23 protein-coding genes and 1 pseudogene are annotated in these 24,595 nt (G+C 61.4%); 18 read left to right on the plus strand and 6 right to left on the minus strand.

The window, feature by feature from the left end:
* Positions 1-6: 6 nt before the first annotated feature.
* Positions 7-906, minus strand: a complete 900-nt coding sequence (locus HJB83_RS11645; RefSeq protein ID WP_207585247.1) for a LysR family transcriptional regulator — start codon at positions 904-906, stop codon at positions 7-9.
* A 117-nt stretch (positions 907-1,023) separates the two neighbouring features.
* Between HJB83_RS11645 and HJB83_RS11650 the strand changes: the two genes are divergently transcribed.
* The 9 genes from HJB83_RS11650 (at position 1,024) to HJB83_RS34065 (ending at position 9,371) form a co-directional block, all read left to right on the plus strand.
* Complete coding sequence (locus tag HJB83_RS11650; protein ID WP_207585248.1) at positions 1,024-1,956, plus strand: VOC family protein; 933 nt, start codon at positions 1,024-1,026, stop codon at positions 1,954-1,956.
* A 95-nt stretch (positions 1,957-2,051) separates the two neighbouring features.
* Positions 2,052-2,213, plus strand: coding sequence for a hypothetical protein (locus HJB83_RS11655; RefSeq protein WP_221159554.1), 162 nt, complete (start codon positions 2,052-2,054; stop codon positions 2,211-2,213).
* 894 nt (positions 2,214-3,107) lie between these two features.
* Complete coding sequence (locus HJB83_RS11660; protein WP_207585249.1) at positions 3,108-3,797, plus strand: hydrolase; 690 nt, start codon at positions 3,108-3,110, stop codon at positions 3,795-3,797.
* Positions 3,798-3,862: 65 nt separating this feature from the next.
* Positions 3,863-4,150 (plus strand): XapX domain-containing protein, encoded by a 288-nt coding sequence (locus tag HJB83_RS11665; protein WP_207585250.1) that lies wholly within the window; start codon positions 3,863-3,865, stop codon positions 4,148-4,150.
* On the plus strand, positions 4,150-6,132 hold the full coding sequence (locus HJB83_RS11670; RefSeq protein WP_221131907.1) for an amidohydrolase: 1,983 nt from the start codon (positions 4,150-4,152) through the stop codon (positions 6,130-6,132). Before HJB83_RS11665 ends, HJB83_RS11670 begins: the two co-directional genes overlap by 1 nt.
* A gap of 175 nt (positions 6,133-6,307) precedes the next feature.
* On the plus strand, positions 6,308-6,751 hold the full coding sequence (locus tag HJB83_RS11675; RefSeq protein ID WP_221131908.1) for a DoxX family protein: 444 nt from the start codon (positions 6,308-6,310) through the stop codon (positions 6,749-6,751).
* Positions 6,748-8,346, plus strand: a complete 1,599-nt coding sequence (locus HJB83_RS11680; protein ID WP_221131909.1) for an MFS transporter — start codon at positions 6,748-6,750, stop codon at positions 8,344-8,346. Before HJB83_RS11675 ends, HJB83_RS11680 begins: the two co-directional genes overlap by 4 nt.
* 167 nt (positions 8,347-8,513) lie before the next feature.
* Positions 8,514-9,191: a YoaK family protein gene (locus tag HJB83_RS11685; protein ID WP_207585254.1), complete on the plus strand. Its 678-nt coding sequence runs from the start codon at positions 8,514-8,516 to the stop codon at positions 9,189-9,191.
* A 51-nt stretch (positions 9,192-9,242) separates the two neighbouring features.
* The gene (locus tag HJB83_RS34065) at positions 9,243-9,371 is read left to right on the plus strand and encodes a hypothetical protein (protein ID WP_259669622.1); all 129 of its coding nucleotides are present in this window, start codon (positions 9,243-9,245) and stop codon (positions 9,369-9,371) included.
* On the opposite strand, the pseudogene HJB83_RS11690 reads toward HJB83_RS34065, so the two are convergent.
* A pseudogene (locus tag HJB83_RS11690) lies at positions 9,337-9,486 on the minus strand (helix-turn-helix domain-containing protein); the annotation flags it as partial. The gene HJB83_RS34065 and the pseudogene HJB83_RS11690 sit on opposite strands and share 35 nt — an antisense overlap.
* A gap of 563 nt (positions 9,487-10,049) precedes the next feature.
* On the opposite strand from HJB83_RS11690, the gene HJB83_RS11695 reads away from it, so the two are divergent.
* A complete protein-coding gene (locus HJB83_RS11695; protein WP_221131910.1) occupies positions 10,050-12,374 on the plus strand; it encodes an EAL domain-containing protein in 2,325 nt (774 codons plus the stop codon).
* Between the two features lie 41 nt (positions 12,375-12,415).
* Here the strand turns inward: HJB83_RS11695 and HJB83_RS11700 are convergent, their stop codons facing one another.
* Both HJB83_RS11700 and HJB83_RS11705 read right to left on the minus strand, forming a co-directional pair.
* Positions 12,416-13,138 carry a response regulator transcription factor gene (locus HJB83_RS11700; RefSeq protein WP_207585256.1) on the minus strand — a complete coding sequence of 241 codons (723 nt, stop codon included), beginning with the start codon at positions 13,136-13,138 and terminating at the stop codon, positions 12,416-12,418.
* A complete protein-coding gene (locus tag HJB83_RS11705; RefSeq protein WP_221131911.1) occupies positions 13,135-14,388 on the minus strand; it encodes a sensor histidine kinase in 1,254 nt (417 codons plus the stop codon). Before HJB83_RS11705 ends, HJB83_RS11700 begins: the two co-directional genes overlap by 4 nt.
* Positions 14,389-14,668: 280 nt before the next feature.
* Here HJB83_RS11705 and HJB83_RS11710 point away from each other — a divergent pair, with 280 nt between their 5' ends.
* From HJB83_RS11710 to HJB83_RS11730, 5 genes are all read left to right on the plus strand, one after another.
* Entirely contained in the window at positions 14,669-15,685 is a 1,017-nt protein-coding gene (locus tag HJB83_RS11710) for an ABC transporter substrate-binding protein (RefSeq protein WP_207585258.1), read from the plus strand.
* A gap of 71 nt (positions 15,686-15,756) precedes the next feature.
* Positions 15,757-17,208, plus strand: a complete 1,452-nt coding sequence (locus HJB83_RS11715) for a sugar ABC transporter ATP-binding protein (RefSeq protein ID WP_221131912.1) — start codon at positions 15,757-15,759, stop codon at positions 17,206-17,208.
* Complete coding sequence (locus HJB83_RS11720; protein ID WP_221131913.1) at positions 17,205-18,152, plus strand: ABC transporter permease; 948 nt, start codon at positions 17,205-17,207, stop codon at positions 18,150-18,152. The genes HJB83_RS11715 and HJB83_RS11720 overlap by 4 nt, the downstream gene beginning before the upstream one ends.
* On the plus strand, positions 18,149-19,099 hold the full coding sequence (locus HJB83_RS11725; protein ID WP_221131914.1) for an ABC transporter permease: 951 nt from the start codon (positions 18,149-18,151) through the stop codon (positions 19,097-19,099). The genes HJB83_RS11720 and HJB83_RS11725 overlap by 4 nt, the downstream gene beginning before the upstream one ends.
* Positions 19,100-19,113: 14 nt before the next feature.
* Complete coding sequence (locus tag HJB83_RS11730; RefSeq protein WP_207585262.1) at positions 19,114-20,028, plus strand: SMP-30/gluconolactonase/LRE family protein; 915 nt, start codon at positions 19,114-19,116, stop codon at positions 20,026-20,028.
* Here the strand turns inward: HJB83_RS11730 and HJB83_RS11735 are convergent.
* On the minus strand, positions 20,006-20,185 hold the full coding sequence (locus HJB83_RS11735; RefSeq protein ID WP_207585263.1) for a hypothetical protein: 180 nt from the start codon (positions 20,183-20,185) through the stop codon (positions 20,006-20,008). The two genes, HJB83_RS11730 and HJB83_RS11735, sit on opposite strands and share 23 nt — an antisense overlap.
* A 300-nt stretch (positions 20,186-20,485) precedes the next feature.
* Between HJB83_RS11735 and HJB83_RS11740 the strand changes: the two genes are divergently transcribed.
* Genes HJB83_RS11740 through ligD form a run of 3 tightly spaced genes read left to right on the plus strand, consistent with a single transcriptional unit; the run spans position 20,486 to position 23,279 of the window.
* Positions 20,486-21,382, plus strand: coding sequence for a Ku protein (locus HJB83_RS11740; RefSeq protein ID WP_207585264.1), 897 nt, complete (start codon positions 20,486-20,488; stop codon positions 21,380-21,382).
* Positions 21,383-21,396: 14 nt separating this feature from the next.
* Positions 21,397-22,227, plus strand: a complete 831-nt coding sequence (locus tag HJB83_RS11745; RefSeq protein WP_207585631.1) for a Ku protein — start codon at positions 21,397-21,399, stop codon at positions 22,225-22,227.
* Positions 22,224-23,279: a non-homologous end-joining DNA ligase gene (ligD, locus tag HJB83_RS11750; protein ID WP_221131915.1), complete on the plus strand. Its 1,056-nt coding sequence runs from the start codon at positions 22,224-22,226 to the stop codon at positions 23,277-23,279. Before HJB83_RS11745 ends, ligD begins: the two co-directional genes overlap by 4 nt.
* Before the next feature lie 69 nt (positions 23,280-23,348).
* Here ligD and HJB83_RS11755 read toward each other — a convergent pair whose 3' ends face one another.
* Positions 23,349-24,539: a M20 aminoacylase family protein gene (locus HJB83_RS11755; RefSeq protein WP_221131916.1), complete on the minus strand. Its 1,191-nt coding sequence runs from the start codon at positions 24,537-24,539 to the stop codon at positions 23,349-23,351.
* Between the last annotated feature and the right edge of the window lie 56 nt (positions 24,540-24,595).

Consider the following 24,595-nt stretch of genomic DNA (forward strand, 5'->3'; position numbering starts at 1 on the left):
TGAACGTCAATCCAGCATGACCATGTGCGCCGGGACTTGCTCTTCGAAGAACTTCGAGAAGGATGCGATCCGGGGCGGCAGGGCCTGATATGGCGGGTAGTAGAGCGTCAACCACAGGTCGGGCGGAGCCCATCCCTTGAAGACATGGACAAGACGACCGCTGCGGATGTGGTCGGCAATATTGAACCCCGGTAGCATGGCAACGCCCACACCGTCGGCGGCCATGTCCGCCAGAACCTCGCCACTGTTGGCGCTGAAGGCCCGACCTGCCGAAATCGTCATGCTGGATCCACCATCCGACAGCACCCAGTTCTCGCGCCGGCTCTCACCGCTATAGGCGAGGCAGTCGTCAGGTGTCAGTTCGTTCGGGTGCTGCATTTCGGCGAACCGACTCCCGGGCGCCGCGATGAGTATCCGAGGAACGGCACGGATCTTGCGCCAGATCGTGAACTTGTCCGATGGTTGGGATGAGATGCGGATCGCCAGGTCGTAGTCGTCATCGACAATGTTCACCAATCCATCGGACAGCGAGATCTCGAAGCTCATCTTTGGATATCGTTCCTTGAATCCTGAAAGGATCGGCGGCAGCACTGCCTTTCCGAACCATGTCGGCGCGCTGATCCGGAGCCGCCCTTCGTCAGCCTTGTGAGTGTTCATCACCTCGCGCCGTGCGTCTTCGAGCGTCTTCACCGCAGGCTGGATCTGCGCGGCAAAGATCGCGCCATCGGTCGTGAGGGAAACCTGCCTCGTAGTGCGCACAAAGAGCTGAACGCCGAGTTCTGCCTCGAGCGCGGCGATGGCACGCGTGACGGCTGCGGGTGTCATGTCCAGTTCGCGGGCTACCTGGGCGAAATTCCGCTTCTCGGCGGCGAGGAGGAAGGTTCGGAGAGCTTTGTAATCGTTCATATCATTGTTTCAAAAATTGCAATTCAATCACAAGGAATATTGCAATTCTCGGCGGCGATCAACCGGCCTACATTCATATCAACACACGAACATCAACGCCCATTGAAAGGCATCGACATGATCAAGGATATCAAGGGACTGCATCACGTGACCTCGATGGCATCGGATGCGCGGCAGAACAACCGCTTCTTCACCGACACGTTGGGCCTGCGCCGCGTCAAGCAGACAGTCAACTTTGACGACCCAAGCGTCTATCATCTGTATTACGGCGACGAGAACGGCTCAGCCGGGACGGTCATGACCTACTTCCCGTTCCAGAACATGATGCTGGGGCGTCCAGGCGTGGGCGAGGTCGGTGAAACGCAGTTCTCCGTGCCGAAGGGTTCGCTGAAGTTCTGGCAGGATCGCTTCACCGCTCAAGGTGTCGACGGGCTGGAAACGGACACCGTCTTTGGTGCCAACCGTCTTCGTTTCATGGGACCGGATGGCGACAGCCTTGCGCTTATCGAGTCCGCCGACGATACCCGCGCCCCATGGCTGGGCGACGGTATCCCTAGCGATGCTGCCATCCGCGGTTTCGCCGGCGCTCGCTTCAGCCTGCACGATATCGCAGCGACTGAAGAACTGCTCGGCTTCATGGGCTACCAACGCGCCGAAAAGGAGGGCGATGTGACTCGCTTCATCATTCCAAACGGAAACGGAGCGGACACGATCGATCTTGCAGCACTGCCGAAGACGCCTTTTGCCCGTCAGGGTGCGGGTTCGGTCCACCATATCGCGTTTGCGGTCGACAACCGCGAGAAGCAGCTTGAGGTGCGCAAGGCGCTGATGGATACCGGATATCAGGTCACGCCCGTCATCGACCGCGACTATTTCTGGGCGATCTACTTCCGCACGCCGGGTGGCGTTCTGTTCGAGGTTGCCACGAACGAGCCGGGCTTCAACCGAGACGAGGACACCGCGCATCTCGGCGAAGCACTCAAGCTCCCGAGCCGATACGAGGAATTCCGGGATGAGATCCAGGCCAACCTCGTGCCGCTGGCGGCCTGATGCCCAGCATTGATCGTCATGTGACGAAGAACTTGAAGCGTCGCGGATCCCTGAATCGCGGCGCTTCAGTGCGTCCTGCGCGAACGCCCGCAGCGATGAGCTATGTGGGCGTTGAGGGCGAGGGCGATATGCGCGACGAGAGAGCGGTCCGCGCCATCCTGACCGATCAGGGGCAGGAGGGCAGCGCCGATATCCCGCACCGTAGGATCATCCATGCCGCGACAGACAGCCAGATCATTCAGCCCTCACCTGTCTGATCCGCGAGTTCGGTCAGATGCTTCCGCGGGAGATGTATGACGAATGCTTCGAACTTTCCGCGGACGGCGATTGCCGCGCCCTGCGCAGACTTATGAGACAGACGGATCCTTTGGGATAAGATCTTCGGAGGAGAGGGCGGTCTGTTCTGCCATATGTCGGAATGCTCGACTCGATCAGATGGAGCACGATGAGAAACGCGTCGTCGGCCGGATATGACCACGGCAGGATCCCGCTCGGTGTAACCTCTGGCGACATAGGCCATTGTCATCTCGGCTTCCCGAAGAGGCCTCGTCACGAGAGTGCGTGCACTGCCCGCCTGGACCCATTCGCCCATATTGTTGGCGACCGCCGATGCTCCCTCACAATGAACTCTTATGAAGAGGGCGTGGAGGTCGAACAGACTTCCCGAGCCGCTGGTTTGCAAATTTCCGCTCAATCCACCGTTGTGGCGCGTCGGGTCATATTAGGATAGTTTCTCGCGCGAAGTTCGCCGCAGGTCTTGTCGAATAGTCAGATCCATGGAACGAAAGACAGGCAAATCTGGCCGCGCGCGCTGGAGCGGCCCAGGCGTTTCGGCGCCAGATTCCAGGCGTGGTTCCGACTCCCCTGATCGGGCGAGCGGCGGGCGCTTCCCCACTACGGAACGGCGGAAGCTGAGGCTTGATGTCCATTGTTGCGAAATGTGTAATTCATTCGCAAGTAATATTGCAATTCCGTGTCGAGAGCCGACGCAATAGATTTCTATTCAGCAGCCAAGACAACGAGTGAGCGGCTCTCAAAGGGAACCCGCAACACTCCAAGGATTGCAGAACGAGCGTCGTGCCGCGGCATCCGATGCTGCTGCCCATTCTGACACCGCACAGGCGGTCCAAACAACCGAAGAGGAATTGACTATGTCCAAGCTCGAAGTCCTGACCCCGGCAAACAGCCAGCTCATCTTCATCGACCAGCAGCCGCAGATGGCGTTCGGTGTGCAGTCGATTGATCGCCAGACACTGAAGAACAATGTCGTCGGCCTTGCCAAGGCCGCCAAGATCTTCAACGTCCCCACCACGATCACCACGGTCGAAACCGAATCCTTCTCGGGCAATACTTTTCCGGAACTGCTCGCCGTCTACCCGGAGAACGATATTCTCGAGCGGACCTCTATGAACTCCTGGGACGACCAGAACGTCCGTGACGCGCTGGCGAAGAATGCCGCCAACGCACGCAAGAAGATCGTCGTCTCGGGGCTCTGGACGGAAGTCTGCAACACGACCTTCGCACTCTCCGCCCTCCACGACGTTCCGGAATACGAGATCTACATGGTCGCCGACGCTTCGGGCGGCACTTCGTCCGACGCACACAAATACGCGATGGATCGCATGGTGCAGGCAGGCGTGATCCCGGTCACCTGGCAGCAGGTTCTGCTCGAGTGGCAGCGCGACTGGGCCCGCAAGGAGACCTACGACGCGGTCACCACGCTTGTGAAGGAACACTCCGGCGCCTATGGCATGGGCATCGACTATGCCTACACCCACGTCCACAAGGCCGCCGAACGCGTCGCCCACGGCAAGCGCATCGGCCCGAACCCCGCCAAGTAAGGCCTGCTCGGCCCGCTCCGATAACCCCGTCGGGGCGGTCTTTCCGTCATTCTGGAGGACATCCCATGAAAATCTATCTCCTGTCGCTCGGTGCAGGCCTGCTTGTCGGCATCGTCTACAGCCTGCTCAACGTCCGCTCACCCGCACCGCCGGTCATCGCTCTAGTCGGCCTTCTCGGAATTCTTGTCGGCGAACAGATCATACCGCTCGCAAAGACCTTGTGGAGCAAGGAGCCGGTAGCCGTCTCGTGGCTTCATCAGATCAAGCCGCACATGTTCGGTCACCTACCCAAGGGCGGCGATCGTATCGACGTTGCTCATCGCGCAGACGGCCAAGTAGAGGAGCGGAGCTGATGACGACGCGGCGAACCTTCCTTGGAGGAGCATCAAGCCTGGCGTTTTCGAACCTCTTCTCACCGGCGAAAGCCGCCGATCCCAACCAGACCCGAGTAGACACCATGCATCCCGACCTGATCCTTCACAACGGCCGCATCACCACACTTGACCGGACCAATCCGAACGCGACGGCGATCGCCATCAAGGACGGGCTGTTCTTGGAGGTCGGATCCGACAGCGAGATCATGGTGTTGGCTGGCCCCGACACCAGGATCGTCGACCTCAAGGGCAAGCGCGTCCTGCCGGGCCTGATTGACAACCATACCCACGTTATTCGCGGTGGCCTGAACTACAACATGGAACTGCGCTGGGACGGCGTGCGCTCGCTCGCAGATGCCATGGACATGCTGAAGCGCCAGGTGGCGATCACGCCCGCGCCGCAATGGGTGCGCGTTGTCGGCGGGTTCACCGAACATCAGTTCGCCGAAAAGCGTCTGCCGACGATCGAGGAGATCAATGCGATCGCTCCCGATACCCCGGTCTTCCTGTTGCATCTATACGATCGGGCACTCCTGAATGGCGCGGCCCTGCGCGCCGTCGGCTACACCCGCGATACGCCGAACCCGCCGGGTGGTGAAATCACCCGTGATGCCAATGGCAATCCGACTGGCATGCTGCTGGCCAAGCCGAATGCAGGCATTCTCTACTCGACGCTCGCCAAGGGGCCGAAGCTTCCTCTGGACTATCAGGTAAACTCGACCCGCCACTTTATGCGCGAACTGAACCGCCTTGGCGTGACCGGAGTGATCGACGCGGGCGGCGGCTTCCAGAACTATCCGGACGATTACGAGGTCATCCAGAAGCTGTCGGACGAGAACCAGATGACGGTTCGTCTGGCCTACAATCTCTTCACGCAGAAACCGAAGGAAGAAAAGCAGGATTTTCTGAACTGGACGCAGTCGGTCAAATACAAGCAGGGCAACGACTATTTCCGTCACAACGGTGCCGGCGAAATGCTTGTCTTCTCCGCCGCCGATTTCGAGGATTTTCGACAGCCACGTCCTGAAATGGCTCCGGAGATGGAAGGCGAGCTGGAAGCGGTGGTCCGGGTTCTTGCCGAAAACCGTTGGCCGTGGCGCATGCACGCCACCTATGACGAGACCATCTCCCGCTCGCTCGACGTGTTCGAGAAGGTCAACAGGGACATCCCGCTCAAAGGCCTCAACTGGTTCTTCGATCACGCGGAGACCATATCGGAACGGTCGATCGACCGCATTGCGGCACTTGGCGGCGGCATCGCCACTCAGCATCGCATGGCCTATCAGGGCGAATATTTCGTCGAGCGCTACGGCCATGGCGTGGCGGAAGCCACGCCGCCGATCAAGCGCATGCTCGACAAGGGCGTGAATGTCTCGGCAGGTACGGATGCCACCCGTGTCGCCTCCTACAATCCGTGGGTCTCGCTCTCGTGGATGGTGACCGGCAAGACAGTTGGCGGAATGCAACTCTACCCGCGTGCCAACTGCCTTGATCGCGAGACGGCGCTTCGCATGTGGACCGAAATGGTCACCTGGTTCTCGAACGAAGAGGGCAAGAAGGGCCGTATCGAAAAGGGCCAGTTCGCTGATCTGGTCGTGCCGGACAAGGACTTCTTCTCCTGCGCCGAGGACGAAATCTCGTTCCTCGTTTCGGAGCTGACCATGGTCGGTGGCAAGATCGTCTACGGCGCGGGCGACTTCAAGACGCTCGACGAGAACGACATCCCGCCCGCGATGCCCGACTGGTCTCCTGTCCGCAAATTCGGCGGCTATGCCGCCTGGGGCGAGCCGGAAGGTGCCGGTGCCCGTTCGTTACGCCGCACGGCAATCTCCACATGCGGATGTGCCAGCGATTGCGGCGTGCATGGGCATGATCATGCCGGTGCTTGGACGTCCAAACTTCCGATCGCCGACCTCAAGGGATTCTTCGGCGCTCTCGGCTGCTCCTGCTGGGCAGTCTGATCTCGGCTTCACGCTTGGGCGGCCACGCCGCCGCCCGAGCAATCCATTTCATAATTTCAAAAACCGCAATTGAATCGAAACGATTGCTGCAATTGTTGGCAGGGCGGTAACCAGCCAATATCGCTCCATCAAACGCAGCCGCTCGTTCAGACCGGCGAACCTGCAGGGAGCAGATATGACCAACCAATCACATATGTCGAATCCAGTTCGGAGCAGTCTGGCCCGCGTCGTCGGCTCTCCTGTCACGCGAACGGTGTCGCTGCTGGCGCTCTGCGCCGCCTATATCCAGGGACCGCTCACCAAGATCTTCGATTTCAACGGCGCATTGGCCGAGATGGATCATTTCGGCCTCCATCCAGCGGCCTTCTTCGCAGTCGCCGTCATCGTCTTCGAACTCACGGCTTCCGCCATGGTGGTCTCGGGCTTCCTGCGCTGGACAGGCGCCCTGGCGCTGGCTGGCTTCACGCTTCTCGCGACCTTCATCGCGCTCCGCTTCTGGGAAATGGCCCCGGGCATGGACCGTATGATGGCGGCCAACGCCTTCTTCGAGCACCTGGGCCTCGCAGGCGCATTCGTCTTCGTTGCAGCATTTGACCTCACCAAGGGAGCAGGCAAATGAGTGCCGCAAAATCATCCGGGGGAACCTTCGGGCCCCTCGCACAGCCAGTCTTCGCTGTTCTGTGGATCGCCACCGTCGTTGGCAACACCGGAAGTTTCATGCGCGACGTCGCCAGCTCCTGGCTGATGACGGATCTGTCCGCATCGCCCGCCGCAGTCGCCATGGTTCAGGCGGCCGGAACCCTGCCGATCTTCCTGCTTGCCATCCCGGCAGGCGTTCTCACCGACATCCTCGATCGCCGCAAGTTCCTGATCGCTGTCCAGCTCCTGCTGGCATCCGTCAGTATATCCCTGGTGGTTCTGTCCCAGACAGGCATGCTTTCGGTCAGCGCGCTGATCGGCCTGACCTTCCTCGGCGGCATTGGCGCCGCGTTGGTGGGGCCGACCTGGCAGGCGATCGTTCCGGAACTGGTGAAGCGTGAGGACGTGAAGAGCGCAGTGGCGCTCAACTCGCTCGGCATCAATATCGCCCGCTCCATCGGGCCTGCTGCGGGCGGCCTGCTTCTCGCAGCCTTTGGAGCCGGGATCACCTATGGCGCGGATGTCGCAAGCTACATCGTGGTGATCGCAGCTCTGGTCTGGTGGCCACGGGCGAAGGATGCAAACGACGCGCTTCAGGAGAACTTCTTCGGTGCCTTCCGCGCCGGACTTCGCTACACCCGCTCCAGCAGACCGATGCATGTCGTCCTCCTGCGGGCCGCCATCTTCTTCGCCTTCGCCAGCGCCGTCTGGGCGCTCCTCCCGCTCGTCGCCCGGCAACTGCTCGGTGGGGATGCCAGCTTCTACGGCATCCTGCTTGGTGCGGTCGGAGCTGGTGCGATCGGTGGAGCCTTGGTCATGCCGAGGCTGCGCGAACGCCTGAGCTCGGACGGTCTGCTTCTTGGCGCAGCACTGATCACCGCAGTCGTCTTGGGTGTCCTGTCGCTTGCCCCGCCGAAGATCGTCGCCATCATCGTTCTTATGTTCCTCGGGGGCGCATGGATCACCGCCCTGACCACGCTCAACGGCGCAGCGCAGGCTGTTCTACCCAACTGGGTGCGCGGTCGTGGTCTTGCCGTCTACCTGACCGTATTCAATGGTGCGATGACTGCCGGAAGCCTCGGCTGGGGTGCTGTCGGCGAAGCTGTTGGCATCCAGTCTACCTTGCTCATTGGAGCGGCTGGTCTTCTCGTTGCCGGTTTCATCATGCATCGCGTGAAGCTTCCTGCAGGCGATGCCGACATGGTGCCGTCCAACCACTGGCCCGAACCGCTTGTCGCCGAGCCGATCGCCCATGACCGTGGTCCGGTTCTGATCCTGATCGAGTACAAGGTCGAGAAGCAGCACCGCAGTGCGTTCCTGCACGCAATCGATTATCTGTCCAAGGAGCGTCGCCGCGATGGAGCATATGGCTGGGGCGTTACCGAAGACTCGGCTGACCCGGAGAAGATCGTCGAGTGGTTCATGGTGGAATCCTGGGCCGAACACCTTCGCCAGCACCGGCGGGTTTCCAATGCAGACGCCGACCTTCAGGGCAAAGTTCTGACCTACCACGTCGGCCCGGAGAAGCCCGTCGTCCGTCACTTCTTGACCATCAATCGGCCTGATGCCGCATAACGAAAACGCAAAGGGCAGGGCGGCTTCGGCCGCCCTTTCCATTATGTCGCCTGGCGCAATGAATTCGAAACAATTGATGCAATTGCGAGAGCCGACGATCAGCGGCAAAACTCAGGTGCCGTGCGAGACACGAAATTGCGGCAACAGCATCAGTCGAGGTCACGATCATGAAACTTCCTTCCCTTCCCACACTCCTGAGCTTTAATGGCGGCTATGTCGACACACTCGGCTTCCTGTCGCTTTCCGGGCTGTTCACCGCCCATGTCACTGGAAACTTCGTGACGCTAGGTGCCACGTTGGCGCACGGTCTGGACGGAGCATTGTCAAAACTCCTGGCACTACCGATGTTTTGTCTGGTCGTTTTTGTATCACGTCTGGTCTGCCTGAAACTTCAAAGTCGGGATCGCTCACCCATCCGGCCAATGCTTGTCGTCAAGCTGCTGCTGTTTGTGGGAGTTGCTGCCTACGCACTCTTTCATGGCCCGTTTCGGGCTGAAGAAGGGGCCGTCACACTGGCGGTCGGCATGGCCCTGGTTTCGGCGATGGCTATTCAGAATGGGCTTCACAAGGCGCATCTGTCGAAAGCGCCGCCTTCCACGCTGATGACCGGCACGACGACGCAGATCATGCTCGATCTCGCGGACATTCTGGCCGATCCGAAAGCCGACGAAGTCGTGACAGCGAAAGCACGGGTTAAAAAGATGGCAGCTGCCGTCGCGACCTTCGCCCTCGGCTGCGGTGTCGGCGCTGTCGGTTACATGTACGCTCCCGCAGCGGCGTTCAGCCTGCCTGCGGTAATTGCCACGGTCGCGCTCTTTGCAAGCAGCGCAGGTGCCGAGTCCTGAAACCCGACAGCCCTTTCGATATTGATCCGTCGAATCGAAAAGGACACCACTATGGACATCGGCAGTGAAGCAGGCGGCGTCGCCAGCCTGATCGCCCCCATTCTGAAATATCTCGGTCGCGGAATATTGCTGGGGCTCGAAATCCTAGCGTTACCGCATAACCCCGAACGCCGTCGCTGATCCGGCTGTTCGACGGCCGGCCGATCGCCTTGTGCCGCACCGACGCCGCGCCGCCAGTGCCGATACGGTTCAGCAGTCGGCAAACCTGGCGCTCGCTCAACTCAAGCACACATGCGCCGCGCTGCGAAGATTCTCGCTATGGCGACGATTGCATGGCCGCGATCGCTTCAGCGAAAGCAGACCGGCTGCACCGGCATGGTCATAAGCCTGCAGCATGAGGCCGAGCAGTAAGTTGACATTGACCAGCATATCAAGAGGCGAGACTGTCGCATCTCTAACTGGCCCAACTGTCGCATTACTAAATAGAATGTACCCTCCTACATCACAATGTGGCGTAATCTGTCTTATGGAACTTAGGGGATCGCGGTTGCCGCCGGATTGGCAGCCTTCGGAATATACAACCTTGTCGCGGCGCGGTACCGCGTCATTTCCGGTCCGTCATTGGCAGACGCCAAAGCGTTCACTCCCGCTGGGGAGCTCCTGAATACCACTTTGTCAGAGGTCGGCTTGCTTCGGCCGAAGCTGCGGTTTGTGGCCACCTTTATTCGCGGCTTGCCAGGTGACGCTTTTTCTCGTCTTTTCGTTGTGGTTTATGCATGGATTAGTTGCATTTTAATGATGCCTATATGATTTCGTTAGGTCCGCTTTGGCACCCTCCCCCCACCTTCGGGAGATGCCATGTTCACTGTGCTTTCATGTATCGCCGACCAGCATGACTGGACGTTGCTTTTCGTTGCCCTGGCGATCTGCTGCTTCGGCAGCCTGACGGCAGTCTTCATGCTGACGCGTGCGCAGGAATGCGTGCGGCACCACCACCACTACTGGCTCATCGCCGCTGCCGTCGTTCTCGGCGCCAGCACCTGGGCAACCCATTTTATCGCGATGCTGGCCTATGCCGGTCCGGTGCCCATCGGCTACGACGGCCCTCTGATCGTTCTGTCGATTATCGCCGCCGTCGTTCTGTTTGCGGTAGCGGTTGAAATCGCTTTCATGAATGCTAGCCGGCTTGTCCAGGCGTCTGGTGGCGTCTTGGTCGGCATTGCCATTGCGGCGATGCACTTCGTGGGGCTGCTCGCGATCACGCCTTTCAGCATGGTCTCACTCGCCGTAGATAAATCGATCGTTGCGTGTATGTTGGCAATCGTGTTCGGCATGGTTGCGGTTGCCGTCCTACGGCGGAGCGCAGGCAGCCGTTCCTACATTTTCGCCAGCGCGGCGTGTATCGTCCTGGCGATCTGCAGCCTGCATACCGTGTCGATGAGCGGTGTCCAGATCACCCCTTCCGCCGAGCCCGTCCATGCCGATTTGTCATCGGTCGATCGGATCGCCATCGCCATCGCTGTATCGATCATCTCGACATTGATCCTGCTCGGAGCCGCCGCAGCCCTGTTTCTTGACCGTCATTTGACCGATCTGCGCGGGCTGGCGAACGCCTCGTTCGAGGGGCTCGTCATTGCCCAGGAGAATGTCGTCATCGATCTCAACGAGAAATTCGCGGCGATGGCCGGTAAGGCAGCTGCGCTTCTGAAAGGGCAACCGGTCGAGGCGGTGCTTGCGATCGAAAGACGCCTTGGCATCGACACCTGCCAAGGCGCCGTGTTCCGAGAGGGCCAGGACAGGATTCCGGTCGAGATCCTTGCTCGAACGATCGAATATCGTGGGCGCGAGTGCCAGGTCATAGCCGTACGCGATCTGACCGAGCGCCATGAGGCGAGCCGCAGGATCGAGCATATGGCGCGCCATGACCCATTGACCGGCCTCGCGAACCGTCGCGAGTTTGACCGGCGTTTCGAGATGGCGATTGCCGGCGCTGCAGAAACACCAAGCGGGCTGGCGCTTCTTGCCCTCGATCTGGACCGTTTCAAACTCGTCAACGACACGTTCGGCCATGCCGAGGGGGACGCAGTTCTTCAGCGGGTTGCGCAGGTCTTGGTCCGCACCTTGCCACCGCATGTCACGATCGCTCGCATGGGCGGAGACGAATTCTGCATCATCCTCGCAAATACGTCCCGCCAACAGACGGAAGCGTTGTCGGCCGATCTGCTGAAGGCTTTCGCCGGCGAGTTCGCAGATCTCGCAACCTCTTCGGGATTCGGCGCCAGCATCGGCATTGCCTTGTACCCGGAGCACGGCGTTACCGATCGGCGCCTCAGAAACAATGCCGACATGGCGCTTTACCGGGCCAAGAGCGGCGGCCGCGGCAGAGCCTGCACGTTCGAGCAGGCGATGGACATTGAATTGCATGCCAAGCGGCAGCTCGAGCATGATCTGCGGCACGCACTCGGCAAAGGTGATCTGTTCCTCGTCTACCAGAGGATCGTTGATACATCCTCGCAAGAGCCGTGCGGTTACGAGGCATTGTTGCGATGGCGTCATGCAAGCAGAGGCATCCTTGCACCGGCAGACTTCATCACTGTCGCCGAAGAAACCGGCTGCATCATCCCCATCGGGATCTGGGTCCTGGAAGAAGCTTGCAGCGAAGCAGCCTCGTGGAAAACCCCGCTGACGATCGCGGTCAACATCTCGCCGGTTCAGTTTCTGATGCCGAACCTGGTGGAGCAGTTCTCGCAAATTCTTGCGAAAACCGGACTGCAGCCTGACCGCCTGGAGCTTGAGATCACCGAGTCGGCGCTGTTTCACGATCGGGCTGCCGTCCTTTCCACGCTCGGTCAGCTGCGCTCGATGGGGATCCGGATCGTCCTGGACGACTTCGGGACCGGTTATTCCTCGCTCAGCAACCTCCGCGATTTTCCGTTCGACAAGCTGAAAATCGATAGACGCTTCCTTGCCGGCATCGGCGTCGATCCCACCATCAGGGCGCTGTTTGAGAATGTCATCGAGATGGCGTCGACGCTCAACCTGCCGGTAATTGCCGAAGGGGTCGAGACGCAAGAACAGCTTGCGATCCTTCATGCAAGCCATCCGGCGCAGATGCAGGGCTTCCTGTTCGGCAAGCCCGAGGCAGCACCGAGCAGCCGCGCGCCGTTGAAAGCCATCGCCTGATCCGCCTGGGCAGAATTATGGGCTTTCCAGCAAGCTCCGGACTACTTTCCGTCTAGCCACTCCTGCAGCTCTGCCTCGGCCCGCTCCAGAGCGCTGTAGTTCAGCAGCTTGCGCAGGAAAGCCACCGTAATGGCGCGGGCGCGGAGATTGAAGCGGCCGTCCTCGTGGTCGTCGCCGGCGCTCTGGTAGACGTCGAGCTTGTCGTAGAGCTGCTGCAGGCGGTTCTGCACGCTACGCAGCGACAGGCTGCGGCGTTTGGCAATGGCCCGGTCGGTGAGACCGAGCGCGATATCGACGAGGATCTCGTATTCGGAATCGGTAAAGCCGTTCGCCTGGCCGAGGCTCTTTTGCTGCAGGCCGCGCACCTCGCGGTCGATGACGCACTGGCTCTCGATGAAGATCGAGCGCAGCGCCAGCTTCAGCCGCTCGTCGGAGGCGGATTTCAGCACATAGCCGTAGGCTGCGCCATCCGGCACGATGCGCGAGACGCCGCGCACATAGGCCTCGTCCGAATAATTCGACCAGAACAGGATGCGGGTCTCCGGCCGCTCCTTCCAGATGGTGCGTGCCGCCTCGATGCCGTTGCGGCTGACCATCTGCAGGTCCATGACGATATGCGCCGACTTGTGGTCGCGGGCGAGCTTCTCGCCGACGGTGCCGTTTTCCGCCTCGATCACCGTATCGCATTCCGGCAGGGCGGCGTTGACCGCCTCATGCAGATAGGAACGGTGCAGCGGGTCGTCCTCGACGATCAGAACCTTCATCGTGTCTCTCCTCGGTCCGGCCCGCTCGCCGGGTCGTGCGGCGTAAGCGGCAGCACGACGCGCACCGCAGTCCCGTGATTGTTGTGGCCGGGCCCGGTCGTGAAACGCGCCGAGATCAGCCGCGCACGGGTCTTCATATTGTCGATGCCGCCGCCGATCCGTCCCCGCGCCTTGGCGAGCCCGGTCCCGTCGTCGAAGATTTCGATCGACAGCCGCTCCTCGTCGGCCTCAAGCCGCACGGTGACGGCCAGCGGGGCGGCATGGCGCACCGCATTGTTGATTGCCTCCTGGGCGATCCGGAACAGCGCGACGCTGACGGTCGGTTCCAGTCGCTCCAATGCACCGTGCGTCTCGTCGACAAGGCCCCATTCGATGGCCGATCCCGTGTCGCGGGTCGATCGGTCGAGATGGTGCTCGATCGCCTGCGCGAGACCGAAGAGCTGAAGCACGGAGGGTTTGGCCTGTTCGATGATCTGCCGCAGATCCTGCATGCAATGCTGCAGGGAACGGGAAACGGGCTCCAGCGCCTCGGGGGCCACCTCGCCGTTGCGCGACAGCCGGTCGATCCGGCGGGCGAGCCGCGTCAGGTCGGCAAGCGTCTGGTCGTGCAAGTCCATGCCGATCCGCTGGCGTTCCTGCTCCAGTGCCTCGGTCAGCTTCAGCGCGCCCTGCCGCAATCCCTCCTCGCGGGCGCGGGCCTCTGCCTCGACGATGGCCGAGCGTTGCGCCTGCTCGGCAGCCTGCAGCGCGAAGAAATAGGGTGTCAGCAGGTCGGCAATGATGCGGGCGCGTTCGATATCCTCCATCGTGTAGACGCCCGCCGTTCGCGACGAACAGGAGAGCGCCGCGATGATCGTGCCCTGAACCTTCATCGGCACATGCAAGCGGCTCCTCAGCGACTCTTCGACGATCGGCCGCTTGAAGGCGCCCTCGAAGTGGAAACGCGGGTCCGTCATGGCGTCGTCCGCCAGCAGAAAGTCCACCTCGCCCCAGAGCAGCGAACGGATCGGGCTGTTGACAACCGGCGCGCCGGCAAGGTTGCCCCAGGCGGTTTCGATGCCCGTCTCGTAGGCCGTATGGTAGTTGCCTCCCTCAAGAAGCACACAGACATCGAGATGGTCGTGCGGGATGATATGAGCGACCTCCGCCGCAACCGAACGGATAGCCGAGCGGAAGTCGAGCTGGCCCGCGAGCAGCCGGGAAATACCGAGATAGTGGTCGAACATGGCTGCGGGTGCGAGTTGCAGCATGGTAGTTCCTCCCCGAGACGGCAGCAGGCTCCTCAACCCGCGGCGATCCCCTTGCAGTAAGCGCCCACGGAAGCGCCGCCGTCTTGCGTAAACCCGCAGCTAATTGCGCAAAACCCGCAAACGACTTGCTGCCTTGCCCCTGTACAGGCCGGTCGATCTCCCGCATCCTGCCCTTACTGAGAGGAGGAAGCTCAGTGCAAGAACAATTTTCACTCGAGCCCGATTGGGTCGGCAGGAGTGAAGCGATCCGCCGACCAGCGCGATCATCAGGGAGGAAGACATGACAATCCGCAAGATGCTACTGGCATCGGCCGCTATTGCTTGCGCCGCGATGCCCGTTTCCGCCTTTGCCGACACAGCGGCCAAGAAAATCGCCCTTTCCAACAACTATGCCGGCAATTCGTGGCGCCAAGCCATGCTGACGAGCTGGGGAAAGGTGACGGGTGAAGCCGTGAAGGCCGGCGCCGTTGCCGCAGCCGACCCTTTCACCACCGCCGAGAACCAGGCGACGGAACAGGCCGCGCAGATCCAGAACATGATCCTGCAGGGCTATGACGCCATCGTGCTGAACGCAGCCTCGCCGACGGCGCTGAACGGCGCGGTCAAGGAGGCCTGCGACGCCGGCATCACCGTCGTTTCCTTTGATGGCATCGTGACCGAGCCCTGCGCCTGGCGCATCGCCGTCAACTTCAAGGAAATGGGCCGCAGCGAAGTCGAGTACCTGTCGAAGAAACTGCCTGATGGCGGCAACCTGCTCGAAATCCGCGGCCTTGCCGGTGTCTTCGTCGACGACGAGATCTCGGCAGGCATCCACGACGGCGTCAAGCAGTTCCCGCAGTTCAAGATTGTCGGCTCCGTTCATGGAGACTGGGCGCAGGACGTGGCGCAGAAGGCTGTTGCCGGCATCCTGCCGAGCTTGCCCGACATCGCCGGCGTGGTAACGCAGGGCGGCGACGGTTATGGCGCCGCACAGGCGATTGCGGCGACCGACCGGAAGATGCCGATCATTATCATGGGCAACCGTGAAGACGAACTGAAGTGGTGGAAGGAGCAGAAAGAGGCGAAGAGCTACGAGACCATGTCCGTGTCCATCGCGCCGGGTGTCTCCACGCTCGCCTTCTGGGTCGCCCAGCAGATCCTCGACGGCAAGCAAGTCAAGAAGGACCTGGTCGTGCCCTTCCTGCGCATCGACCAGGACAATCTCGAAACCAACCTTGCCAATACCCAGGCCGGCGGCGTTGCCAACGTGGAATACACGCAGGCAGACGCGATCAAGGTCATCGAGTCGGCAAAGTAAATCTCCCGGCGACCGCCGCGCGCCCGCAAATGGCCGCGCGGCATTCTTTGCAAGCAGGCATGGCGGGCAGCATGGATGAGGTTTTGAAGGCGGTGATCGCCGTCGATGGCGCCAAGGTGAGCTTCGGCGCGGTCAGGGCGCTCGACGGCGTCACACTCCGCGTCATGCCGGGCGAATGCGTCGGGCTCGTCGGACATAACGGAGCCGGCAAATCGACGATCGTCAGCGTGATCAACGGCGGCCTCACACCGCACGAAGGAAGTGTGGCAAGCGACGGCGAGCGGCTGGAGCGCTACGGCATCAACGTGGCGCGAGCTCGCGGCGTGCGCTGCGTCTTCCAGGAGCTTTCGCTCTGTCCCAACCTCTCCATCGTCGAGAACACGCGCATCATGCATCGTCATCTCGGCGGTTTCGGCTGGCGCAGGCGCGCCGAAAAAATCATCGAGAAGAGCCTCGATGCCGTCTTTCCCGGCCATGGTATCGACAGCAGCCGGGCCGTGGGCGATCTTTCGATCGCCGAGCGGCAGATGGTCGAGATATCAATGGCCTTTTCCGACGCCGGTGTTGCGCCGCGGCTGGTGATCCTCGACGAACCGACCTCGTCACTCGATGCAAGCCTTGCCCGCCAGATGCTCGATCATGTCCGCCGCTTCATCGCCGCCGGCGGATCGGTCATCTTCATCTCGCATATTCTGCACGAGATCCTCGAAACCGCCGACCGCATCGTCGTCATGAAGGACGGCCGCGTCGTCGCCGAGCGTCCGGCGCAGGGCTTCGACCATCACGGCCTCGTGGAAGCGATGGGCACTGTCGCCAAGGAGGAAACCAAGCAGCGCCCGGGGCGCGAACAATCCACCGCTCCGCTCATTCTGTCCCATCAGACGAAAGGCCTGCCCTTCGCTGCCCGCAAGGGAGAAATCATCGGACTGGCGGGACTGGCCGGCCACGGGCAGACCGAACTGCTGCTTGCCCTGCATGCCGCCCAGTCCGGCAACTGGCTGCCTGAGCGCGATCCGCTCGTCACCTTCGTCGCCGGCGACCGCCGCCTTAACGGCGTCTTCGAACTCTGGAGCATCCTGCGCAACTTCTCCATCGCCTCGCTCGGTGACCTCACCCGGCGCGGCCTGATCCTTTCCGGCGAAGAGGAGATGAAGGGCGCCGACTGGAGGCGGCGGATCGAAATCCGCACGCCCGATATGGCCAATCGCATCCTGTCGCTTTCCGGCGGCAACCAGCAGAAGGTGCTCTTCGCCCGCGCACTTTCAACGCGCGCGCCGATCGTGCTGATGGACGATCCGATGCGCGGCGTCGACGTCGGGACCAAGCAGGAGGTCTACGCCATCATCCGCGACGAAGCGGCGCGTGGCCGCACCTTCATCTGGTACTCGACCGAAATGGACGAAGTGAGCCTCTGTGACCGCGTCTACGTCTTCCGCGAAGGCCGCATCACCGCCGAACTTGCCGGCGACGCGGTCAACGAGAAGAATATCATCGCCGCCTCCTTCGAAGGGCTCGCCGCATGACGTTCCGGCTGTCGTCCGACGCCATGCGTCTTGCCATCCCCGCTCTGTCGCTGACGCTGCTGCTCGCCGCCGTCTTCTGGCTGCAGCCGCGCGCCATGAGCTATGTCGGGCTCAACCTGCTGTTCAATCTGGCTGTGCCCATCGCGCTGGCGACGATCGCCCAGATGCTGGTGATGGCGGTCAACGATCTCGATCTCTCGATGGGCACCTTCGTCAGCTTCGTCGCCTGCGTAACCGCAACCTTTCTGCGGGATGCTCCCCTGACCGGCATCCTGATCCTTGCCGGCGCGATCGCCATCTATGCGGGCCTCGGTGTCGTCATCCATTTGCGCAACCTGCCGTCCATTGTCGTCACCCTCGGTATGAGCTTCGTCTGGGGCGGCCTTGCCGTGCTGTTGCTGCCGGCACCCGGCGGTCAGGCGCCGGACTGGGTGCGCTGGCTGATGACCGTCAAACCGCCACTGGTGCCGATGGCGATCGTCGCCAGTATTATCATCGCCGCTGTCGCTCATTTTCTCGTTATGCGCTCCTCGCATGGCGTGCTGGTCCGCGGCATCGGCGGCAACCAGCGCTCGGTCGAGCGCGCCGGCTGGTCGATTGTCGCAGCGCGCGCCAGCGCCTACGGTCTTGCCGGCTTGTTTGCGGTGCTTGCCGGCATCGCCCTCGTCGGCCTGACGACCTCGGCCGATGCCAATATCGCGCTGCGTTACACGCTGCTGTCGATCGCCGGCGTCATCCTCGGCGGCGGCGAGTTCATCGGCGGCCGCGTCTCCCCTGTCGGCGCCGTCATCGGCGCGTTGACCCTGACGCTTGCCGGCTCGTTCCTATCCTTCCTGCGCATCTCGCCGGACTGGCAGATCGGGGCTCAGGGCGCGATCCTGATCATCGTGCTCGCGCTTCGCCTGATGCTGAACCGCCTGGAGAAGCGGGAGAAACGCCGATGACCGCGCTCCTCAGCCTCTTCGGCAAGCCCTGGATCTGGTCGTGGCTCGCCGCCTTCATCGTCTGGTTCCTGACGATCATGGTGACGCTCGGCGCCAGCACGCTCGGCCTGTCGCAGGCAGCACTCACCTTCGCTGCCTTCTCGGTCATTGTCGGCCTCGGCCAGATGTTCGTCATCACTCTCGGTCCCGGCAATATCGATCTCTCGGTTCCCGCCACCATGACGCTTGCCGGCACGGTGGCGCTGAAGCTGATGAATGTCGAAAACGGCATGATCCTGCCCGGCCTTCTCGTTGCCGTCGTCATCGGCCTTGTCGTCGGCCTCGGCAATTATGCGCTGATCAAGGCGCTGCGCATTCCGCCGATCATCGCCACGCTGTCCATGAGCTTCATCGTCCAGTCCGCCGCGATCTGGACGAACCGGGGATTGCGCATCAAGCCTCCGAGCATGCTTGCGGAGTTCACCACCTCGAACACGCTCGGCGTGCCGAATGTGGCGATCGTCGCGCTTGTCATCTCGCTGCTTGCCTGGTTCCTGCTCGAGAAGACGATCTACGGGCGCTGGATCTCGGCGATCGGCCAGAGCATGCCGGCGGCGCGCATGGCCGGCATACCGGTCGACGGCACACGCTTCGTCACCTATCTGTTCTGCGCTGTGCTCGCCGCGGTCGCAGGCTATCTGCTCGCCTGTTTCTCCGGCGGCGCGGCGCTCAATATGGGCTCGGAATATCTGTTGATGTCGATCGCCGTCGTCGTGATCGGCGGCACCGCGGTCGCCGGCGGCGATTCCAACGTGCCGGGTATCTGGGGTGCATCGCTCTTCATGTTCCTGGTCGTCTCCATGCTCAACACTTACGGGGTCGGCGCCGGCATCCGCCTCATCATGACCGGCCTCATCATCATCAGCGTCATCATGCTCGCCGGCGGTCGCCGGGCCGGCATGCGATAAACGGAAAGACCGCCATGGCCGAGGCCAGCATCTACGAAATCCACGACCCGCGCTTCCGGCAGCTGATCGTGACGAGCGCCGCTCTCGACGAACTTTATTCCGGTTGCCGCTGGGCGGAGGGTCCCGTCTGGTTCAACGATGCGAACCAGCTGCTGTGGAGTGACATTCCCAATCAGCGCATGCTGCGATGGACGCCCGAGAGTGGTGTCTCCGTCTACCGGCAACCCTCCAACTTCGCCAACGGCCATACACGCGACCGGCAGGGGCGGCTGATCTCCTGCGAACATGGCGCCCGCCGCGTCACGCGCACCGAGGTCGATGGCTCGATCACCGTGCTCGCCGATCGTTTCGAGGGCGCCAAGCTGAATTCGCCGAACGACGTGGTGGTGAAATCCGACGGCACGATCTGGTTCACCGACCCCACCTACGGCATCATGTCGGACTATGAAGGCTATCGCGCCGTACCGGAGCAGCCGACCCGCAACGTCTACCGGCTCGATCCGGCGACCGGGGGGCTTGCGACTGTCGCCACCGATTTCATCCAGCCGAACGGCCTTGCCTTCTCCCCCGACGAGACGATTCTCTATGTGGCGGATTCAGCCGCAAGCCATGATGAGAGCCTGCCGCGCCATATAAGGGCTTTCGACGTGGTCGACGGCCTCAGGCTTCAAAACGGCCGCGTCTTCTGCCTGATCGACAGCGGCATTCCGGACGGCATCCGCACCGATGTGAACGGAAACCTCTGGTCGAGTGCCGGTGATGGCGTGCATTGCTTCGATCCGATGGGAAAACTGATCGGCAAGATCCGCGTGCCGCAAACCGTCGCCAACCTCACCTTCGGCGGGCCGAGGCGCAACCGGCTGTTTATTGCGGCGACGCGTTCGGTGTATTCGGTCTATGTCGCACTCAGCGGTGCTCAGATGCCGTAAGAGCGATCGTCAGTGCTTGACGTTCCCATCGCCTCGAACCCTCCCCCGACTTGGCTTTGGTCTTCGCCGTTTGGCGGCGGTCGGCTGACAGCGAGCGGCCATTGCGGCGGACGTAGCGTTTGTCGGTGGCGGTATCGATGAGTTCGCGCTTGGTCATGTCGTTCATCCCTGTGGTTGCCGTCTCGTTAAAGTGCGTCGCGATCTTTCAGATTCGCTCCTCGCGCGTTAGCTCTTTGCTTTTGCGCATGTCGTTGCCGCAAAACCGCTGCACGCTTTTGCGCGACATGCTTTAGAACGCACGCCACGGCAAAAAGGCGCATGGAATCAAAAGCATCTCGCGACTCGCAAAACGAGAAACTTAGGCGTGTTAAGTGCTTGAATTTAGATTCGTTTTGACTCGGAACAAATGGCGGGGTCAGCCGTTGACTCGCGTTGGTTGCGTGAGGGAGTCGGGTCGATGGTTGCGCCGCGAGCGAATTGGAAGGGCTATATCAAGTTCGGAGAAGTCGCGTTTCCCGTTGCGCTCTACACGGCGGCATCCTCTTCCGAACGGATCGCCTTCAATACCTTGAATCGAAAGACCGGCAATCGTGTCCGGCGCGAGTTCGTCGATAGCGAAACCGGCGATGCCGTCGAGCGCGACGATCAGGTCAAAGGCTTCGAGATTGAGGATGGGCGATACGTCGTCCTCGAACCCGATGAAGTCGCGGCCGCAATTCCAAACAGCGACAAGACGCTGAAGGTCGAAGCGTTCATTCCCATTGACGAGGTCGACGACGTCTATTTCGACAAGCCTTATTATCTTGCTCCTGACAAGATGGGCAGCGATGCCTACAAGCTGCTGCGCGACGGCATGACGAAAGCCAAGGTCGCCGCAATTGCCCGCACGGTTCTGTTCAGGCGCCTGCGCACCGTTCTCATTCGGCCGCATGGCAGCGGCCTCATTGGCTCCACCTTGAACTACGACTATGAGGTCCGCTCGTCGGAAAAGGCTTTCGAGGAGATGCCGGATCTGAAGATCGAGGGCGAGATGCTGGAGCTTGCCAAACACATCATCAACACGAAAAAAGGCCAGTTCGATCCCAAGCAGTTCGAAGACCGGTATGAAAAGGCGGTGGCGGAGCTGGTGAAGGCCAAGATAGAGGGCCGGACTCTGCCGAAGAAAAAGGCGGTCGCCGCGTCCAAGCCGAGCGATCTTCTGCAGGCGCTGCGTGAAAGTGCGGGAATGTCCGCGCCTGCCAAGACCAAACGCACCGCGGCCAACGCCAATGCCGGCAAGAGCAGGCAAAAAGCCACTCGAGCGTCCGGATCCAAGGGCCGCAGCACCGGCGCCCACCAGCGCCGTGCCGGCTGATCGAGGAGGAAGTGATAGTGCCCCGCCCCCACTGGAAAGGCTATCTGAAGCTGTCGCTGGTGACCTGCCCCGTCCAGATGACGCCGGCCACGTCGGAAAACGAAAAGGTACGCTTCCACACTTTGAACCGGGAAACCCGGAACCGCGTCGTGAGCCACTATGTCGATTCCGTCACCGGCAAGGAGGTCAAGGAGGAGGACGAGGTCAAGGGCTATCAGCGCGATGAGAACGAGTATGTGATCCTCGAAGACGAGGAACTGGAAAACGTCGCGCTGGATAGTACCAAGACCATCGACATCGAGGTCTTCGCACCGCGCGACGGTGTCGAATGGATCTGGCTCGATACGCCCTATTACCTCTCTCCGGACGACCCGGTCGGTGAGGAGGCGTTCACGGTTATCCGCGACGCCATGGCAGCCGAGAATATGGTCGGTATTTCCAGGCTGGTGATCTCGAGGCGGGAACGCGCCGTCATGCTCGAGCCACGCGGCAAGGGTATCGTGCTCTGGACGCTGCGTTACGGTGACGAGGTTCGCGACGCCAAGACCTATTTCGAGACGGTTGACGATGACGCAGCCGACAGCGAGATGATGCCGCTGGTTCAACAGCTGATCAAAAAGCAGACGCAGCACTGGAGCCCGAAAATGGTCTCCGATCCGGTTCAGGACAAGCTTCTCGATATCATCGATGCGAAGCGGAAGCAGATGAAAAAGCCGGGCAAGGCGAAGCCCAAGGCGAGCGAAAGGGAAGAGCCGGCGCCGAGCAACGTCATTAACATCATGGATGCGCTTCGCAAGTCGGTCGAAGCGGAAAACCGGTCCGGGAAGGGCAAACATCCATCATGACGCGTTCGCGCCGCCCCTCATTACCATTTCTCAACGAGTCCAACACAACGCTGCAGTCTCGTCCGATCCGCAAGCGCGATCCCGACCAGCCAGGCCTGCCCTTCGATCCAATGCCGGCGAGGATCGAGCCCTGCCTTGCGCTGCTGAAACCCACCGTGCCGCTGGGTTCGGATTGGCTCTACGAGGCGAAGTGGGATGGCTACCGGCTGGCGATCCATATCGAGCCGAAGAGCGTTCGTGTCATTACGCGTGGCGGCCATGACTGGACCGACCGCTTTCCCGCCATCGCCGCGGCAGCCAAAGAACTTGGTGTGGCCACCGCCATACTGGACGGGGAAGCGGTTGTTATGGACGAGCACGGCCGATCGGACTTCGGCGCATTGCAACGTTCGCTCGGAGGCCGAGGCGGCAAGCGGTCTTCGGCCGAGTCCGTGCTCTACACCTTCGATCTGTTGTATCTTGACGGGCATGACCTCACCGGCACCGAGCTCGCCGTGCGTCGGCACCTTCTTGAAGACCTGATACCGGAAGGCGGCAATGGGCAGATCCGCTTTTCCGAAGAGATAGACCTGCCGGCCGAAGACCTGCTTGAGCATGCCTGCCATGATCGGCTGGAGGGCATCATCGCCAAGCATCGCGACAGGCCCTACCGCAGTGGCCGAACAGGCGACTGGCTAAAGATCAAGTGCGTTGAGAGCGAGAGCTTCATGATCGTCGGTTACGAACAGTCGGCTTCCGCCCGCGGCGGCATCGGCAGCCTGCTGCTCGCCGGCAAGAAGGGTTTCGACTGGATTTCCGTGGGGTCGGTCGGAACCGGTTTCAGCACTAGCGATGCCGAGCACCTGAAAAAGACGCTCGACCGATTGAAGACCACCCGGCCGGTCGTTCCCCTGAAGGGCAAGCGCTACGTCTTCGTGCAGCCGACACTGATCGCCGAGATCGAGTTTCGCGGTTGGACCGATGACGGCAGTCTCCGCCACGCCTCGTATAAAGGGCTGCGCGAGGTTCAGGACAACGCGGCCGTGTTCGATATGACCGGCTTCGGCAGTTGAGGATCACGATCGCCTGTGGTCCCCTTGGGAAGCTCCAAATCCGAAGCGGCAAGCCTGGCGGCAGCAGCCTCAGGCGTCGTCCTGAAGGTAGCGCTCCGCGAGCCTTGCCCACATTGCCGCGCCAACCGTCAGGCTGGCATCGGCAAAGTCGTATTTGGCGCTATGCAGCATGGCGGAATTCATGCCATTGCCGAGACGCAGGAAGCTGCCCGGCTTGTGCTCGAGAAAGTGTGAAAAATCCTCGCTGCCGGGAATGAGCGGGCAAGTCGCGACCCTGTCTTCGCCGATCAGTTCAACGGCTACGATCCGGGCAAAATCCGTCTCAACAGTCGAATTGACGACGACAGGATTACCGCGATCGTAGTCGATCTCGATGGAAGCATCGTGACCTTCGGCCACTGAGCGGGCCAGCTTGGTGATGCGCTGCTGCAGAAGATCGCGGATGCGCGGCTCGAAGGAGCGCACGCTCAATGCGAGCTTGGCATATTCCGGAATGACGTTGACCGCATCGCCGGCATGGATCGTGCCGACGGTAACGACTGCCGTCTGGGTCGGATCGAGGTTGCGCGAGATGATCGTCTGCAGCGAGACGACGAGGTTGCATGCCACGACCACGGGATCGATGGTCAGGTGCGGGCGCGAGGCATGGCCGCCTTTGCCCTTGATGGTGATATTGACGGTATCCGAGGCCGCCATCATCGGGCCGGATCGCAGCAGCAGGGTGCCTTCGGGAGCGCCGGGGTGGTTGTGCAGACCAAAGATTGCGTCGAACGGAAACCGCTCGAACAGGCCGTCGGCGATCATCGCCTGGGCGCCGCTATTCTTGCCCGCCTCTTCCGCCGGTTGGAAGATCAGTGTCACCGTGCCGCTGAAGCGGCGGGTGCGGGCGAGATATTCGGCTGCGCCGAGCAAGACGGTCGTGTGGCCGTCATGGCCGCAGGCATGCATCTTACCGGGAGTGTTGCTGGCATAGGAAAGCCCCGTTGCCTCGACGATCGGCAGAGCATCCATATCGGCGCGGATGGCGATACTCTTGTCACCCTTGCCTGCGCTGAGCCGCGCGACAACGCCATGGCCCCCGACATTGCGGGTCACGTCATAACCCCAGCCTTCCAGCTTTTCGGCGACATAACATGCCGTTTCCGCTTCTTCGAAAGAGAGTTCCGGACGAGCATGCAGATACTGGCGGGTCGCCTTCAGCTCCGCCTCCATAGCTTCGAAATCGGAAACGCGGGCATAGGCATTATCGAGCGTGGGCATGAACACATCCAGTCGTGATCGAAAAGAACCATTGCTCCGGCCTGCGGGTCGAAGCA

The organism is Rhizobium sp. NZLR11 (assembly GCF_019685115.1).
GTDB lineage: Bacteria > Pseudomonadota > Alphaproteobacteria > Rhizobiales > Rhizobiaceae > Rhizobium.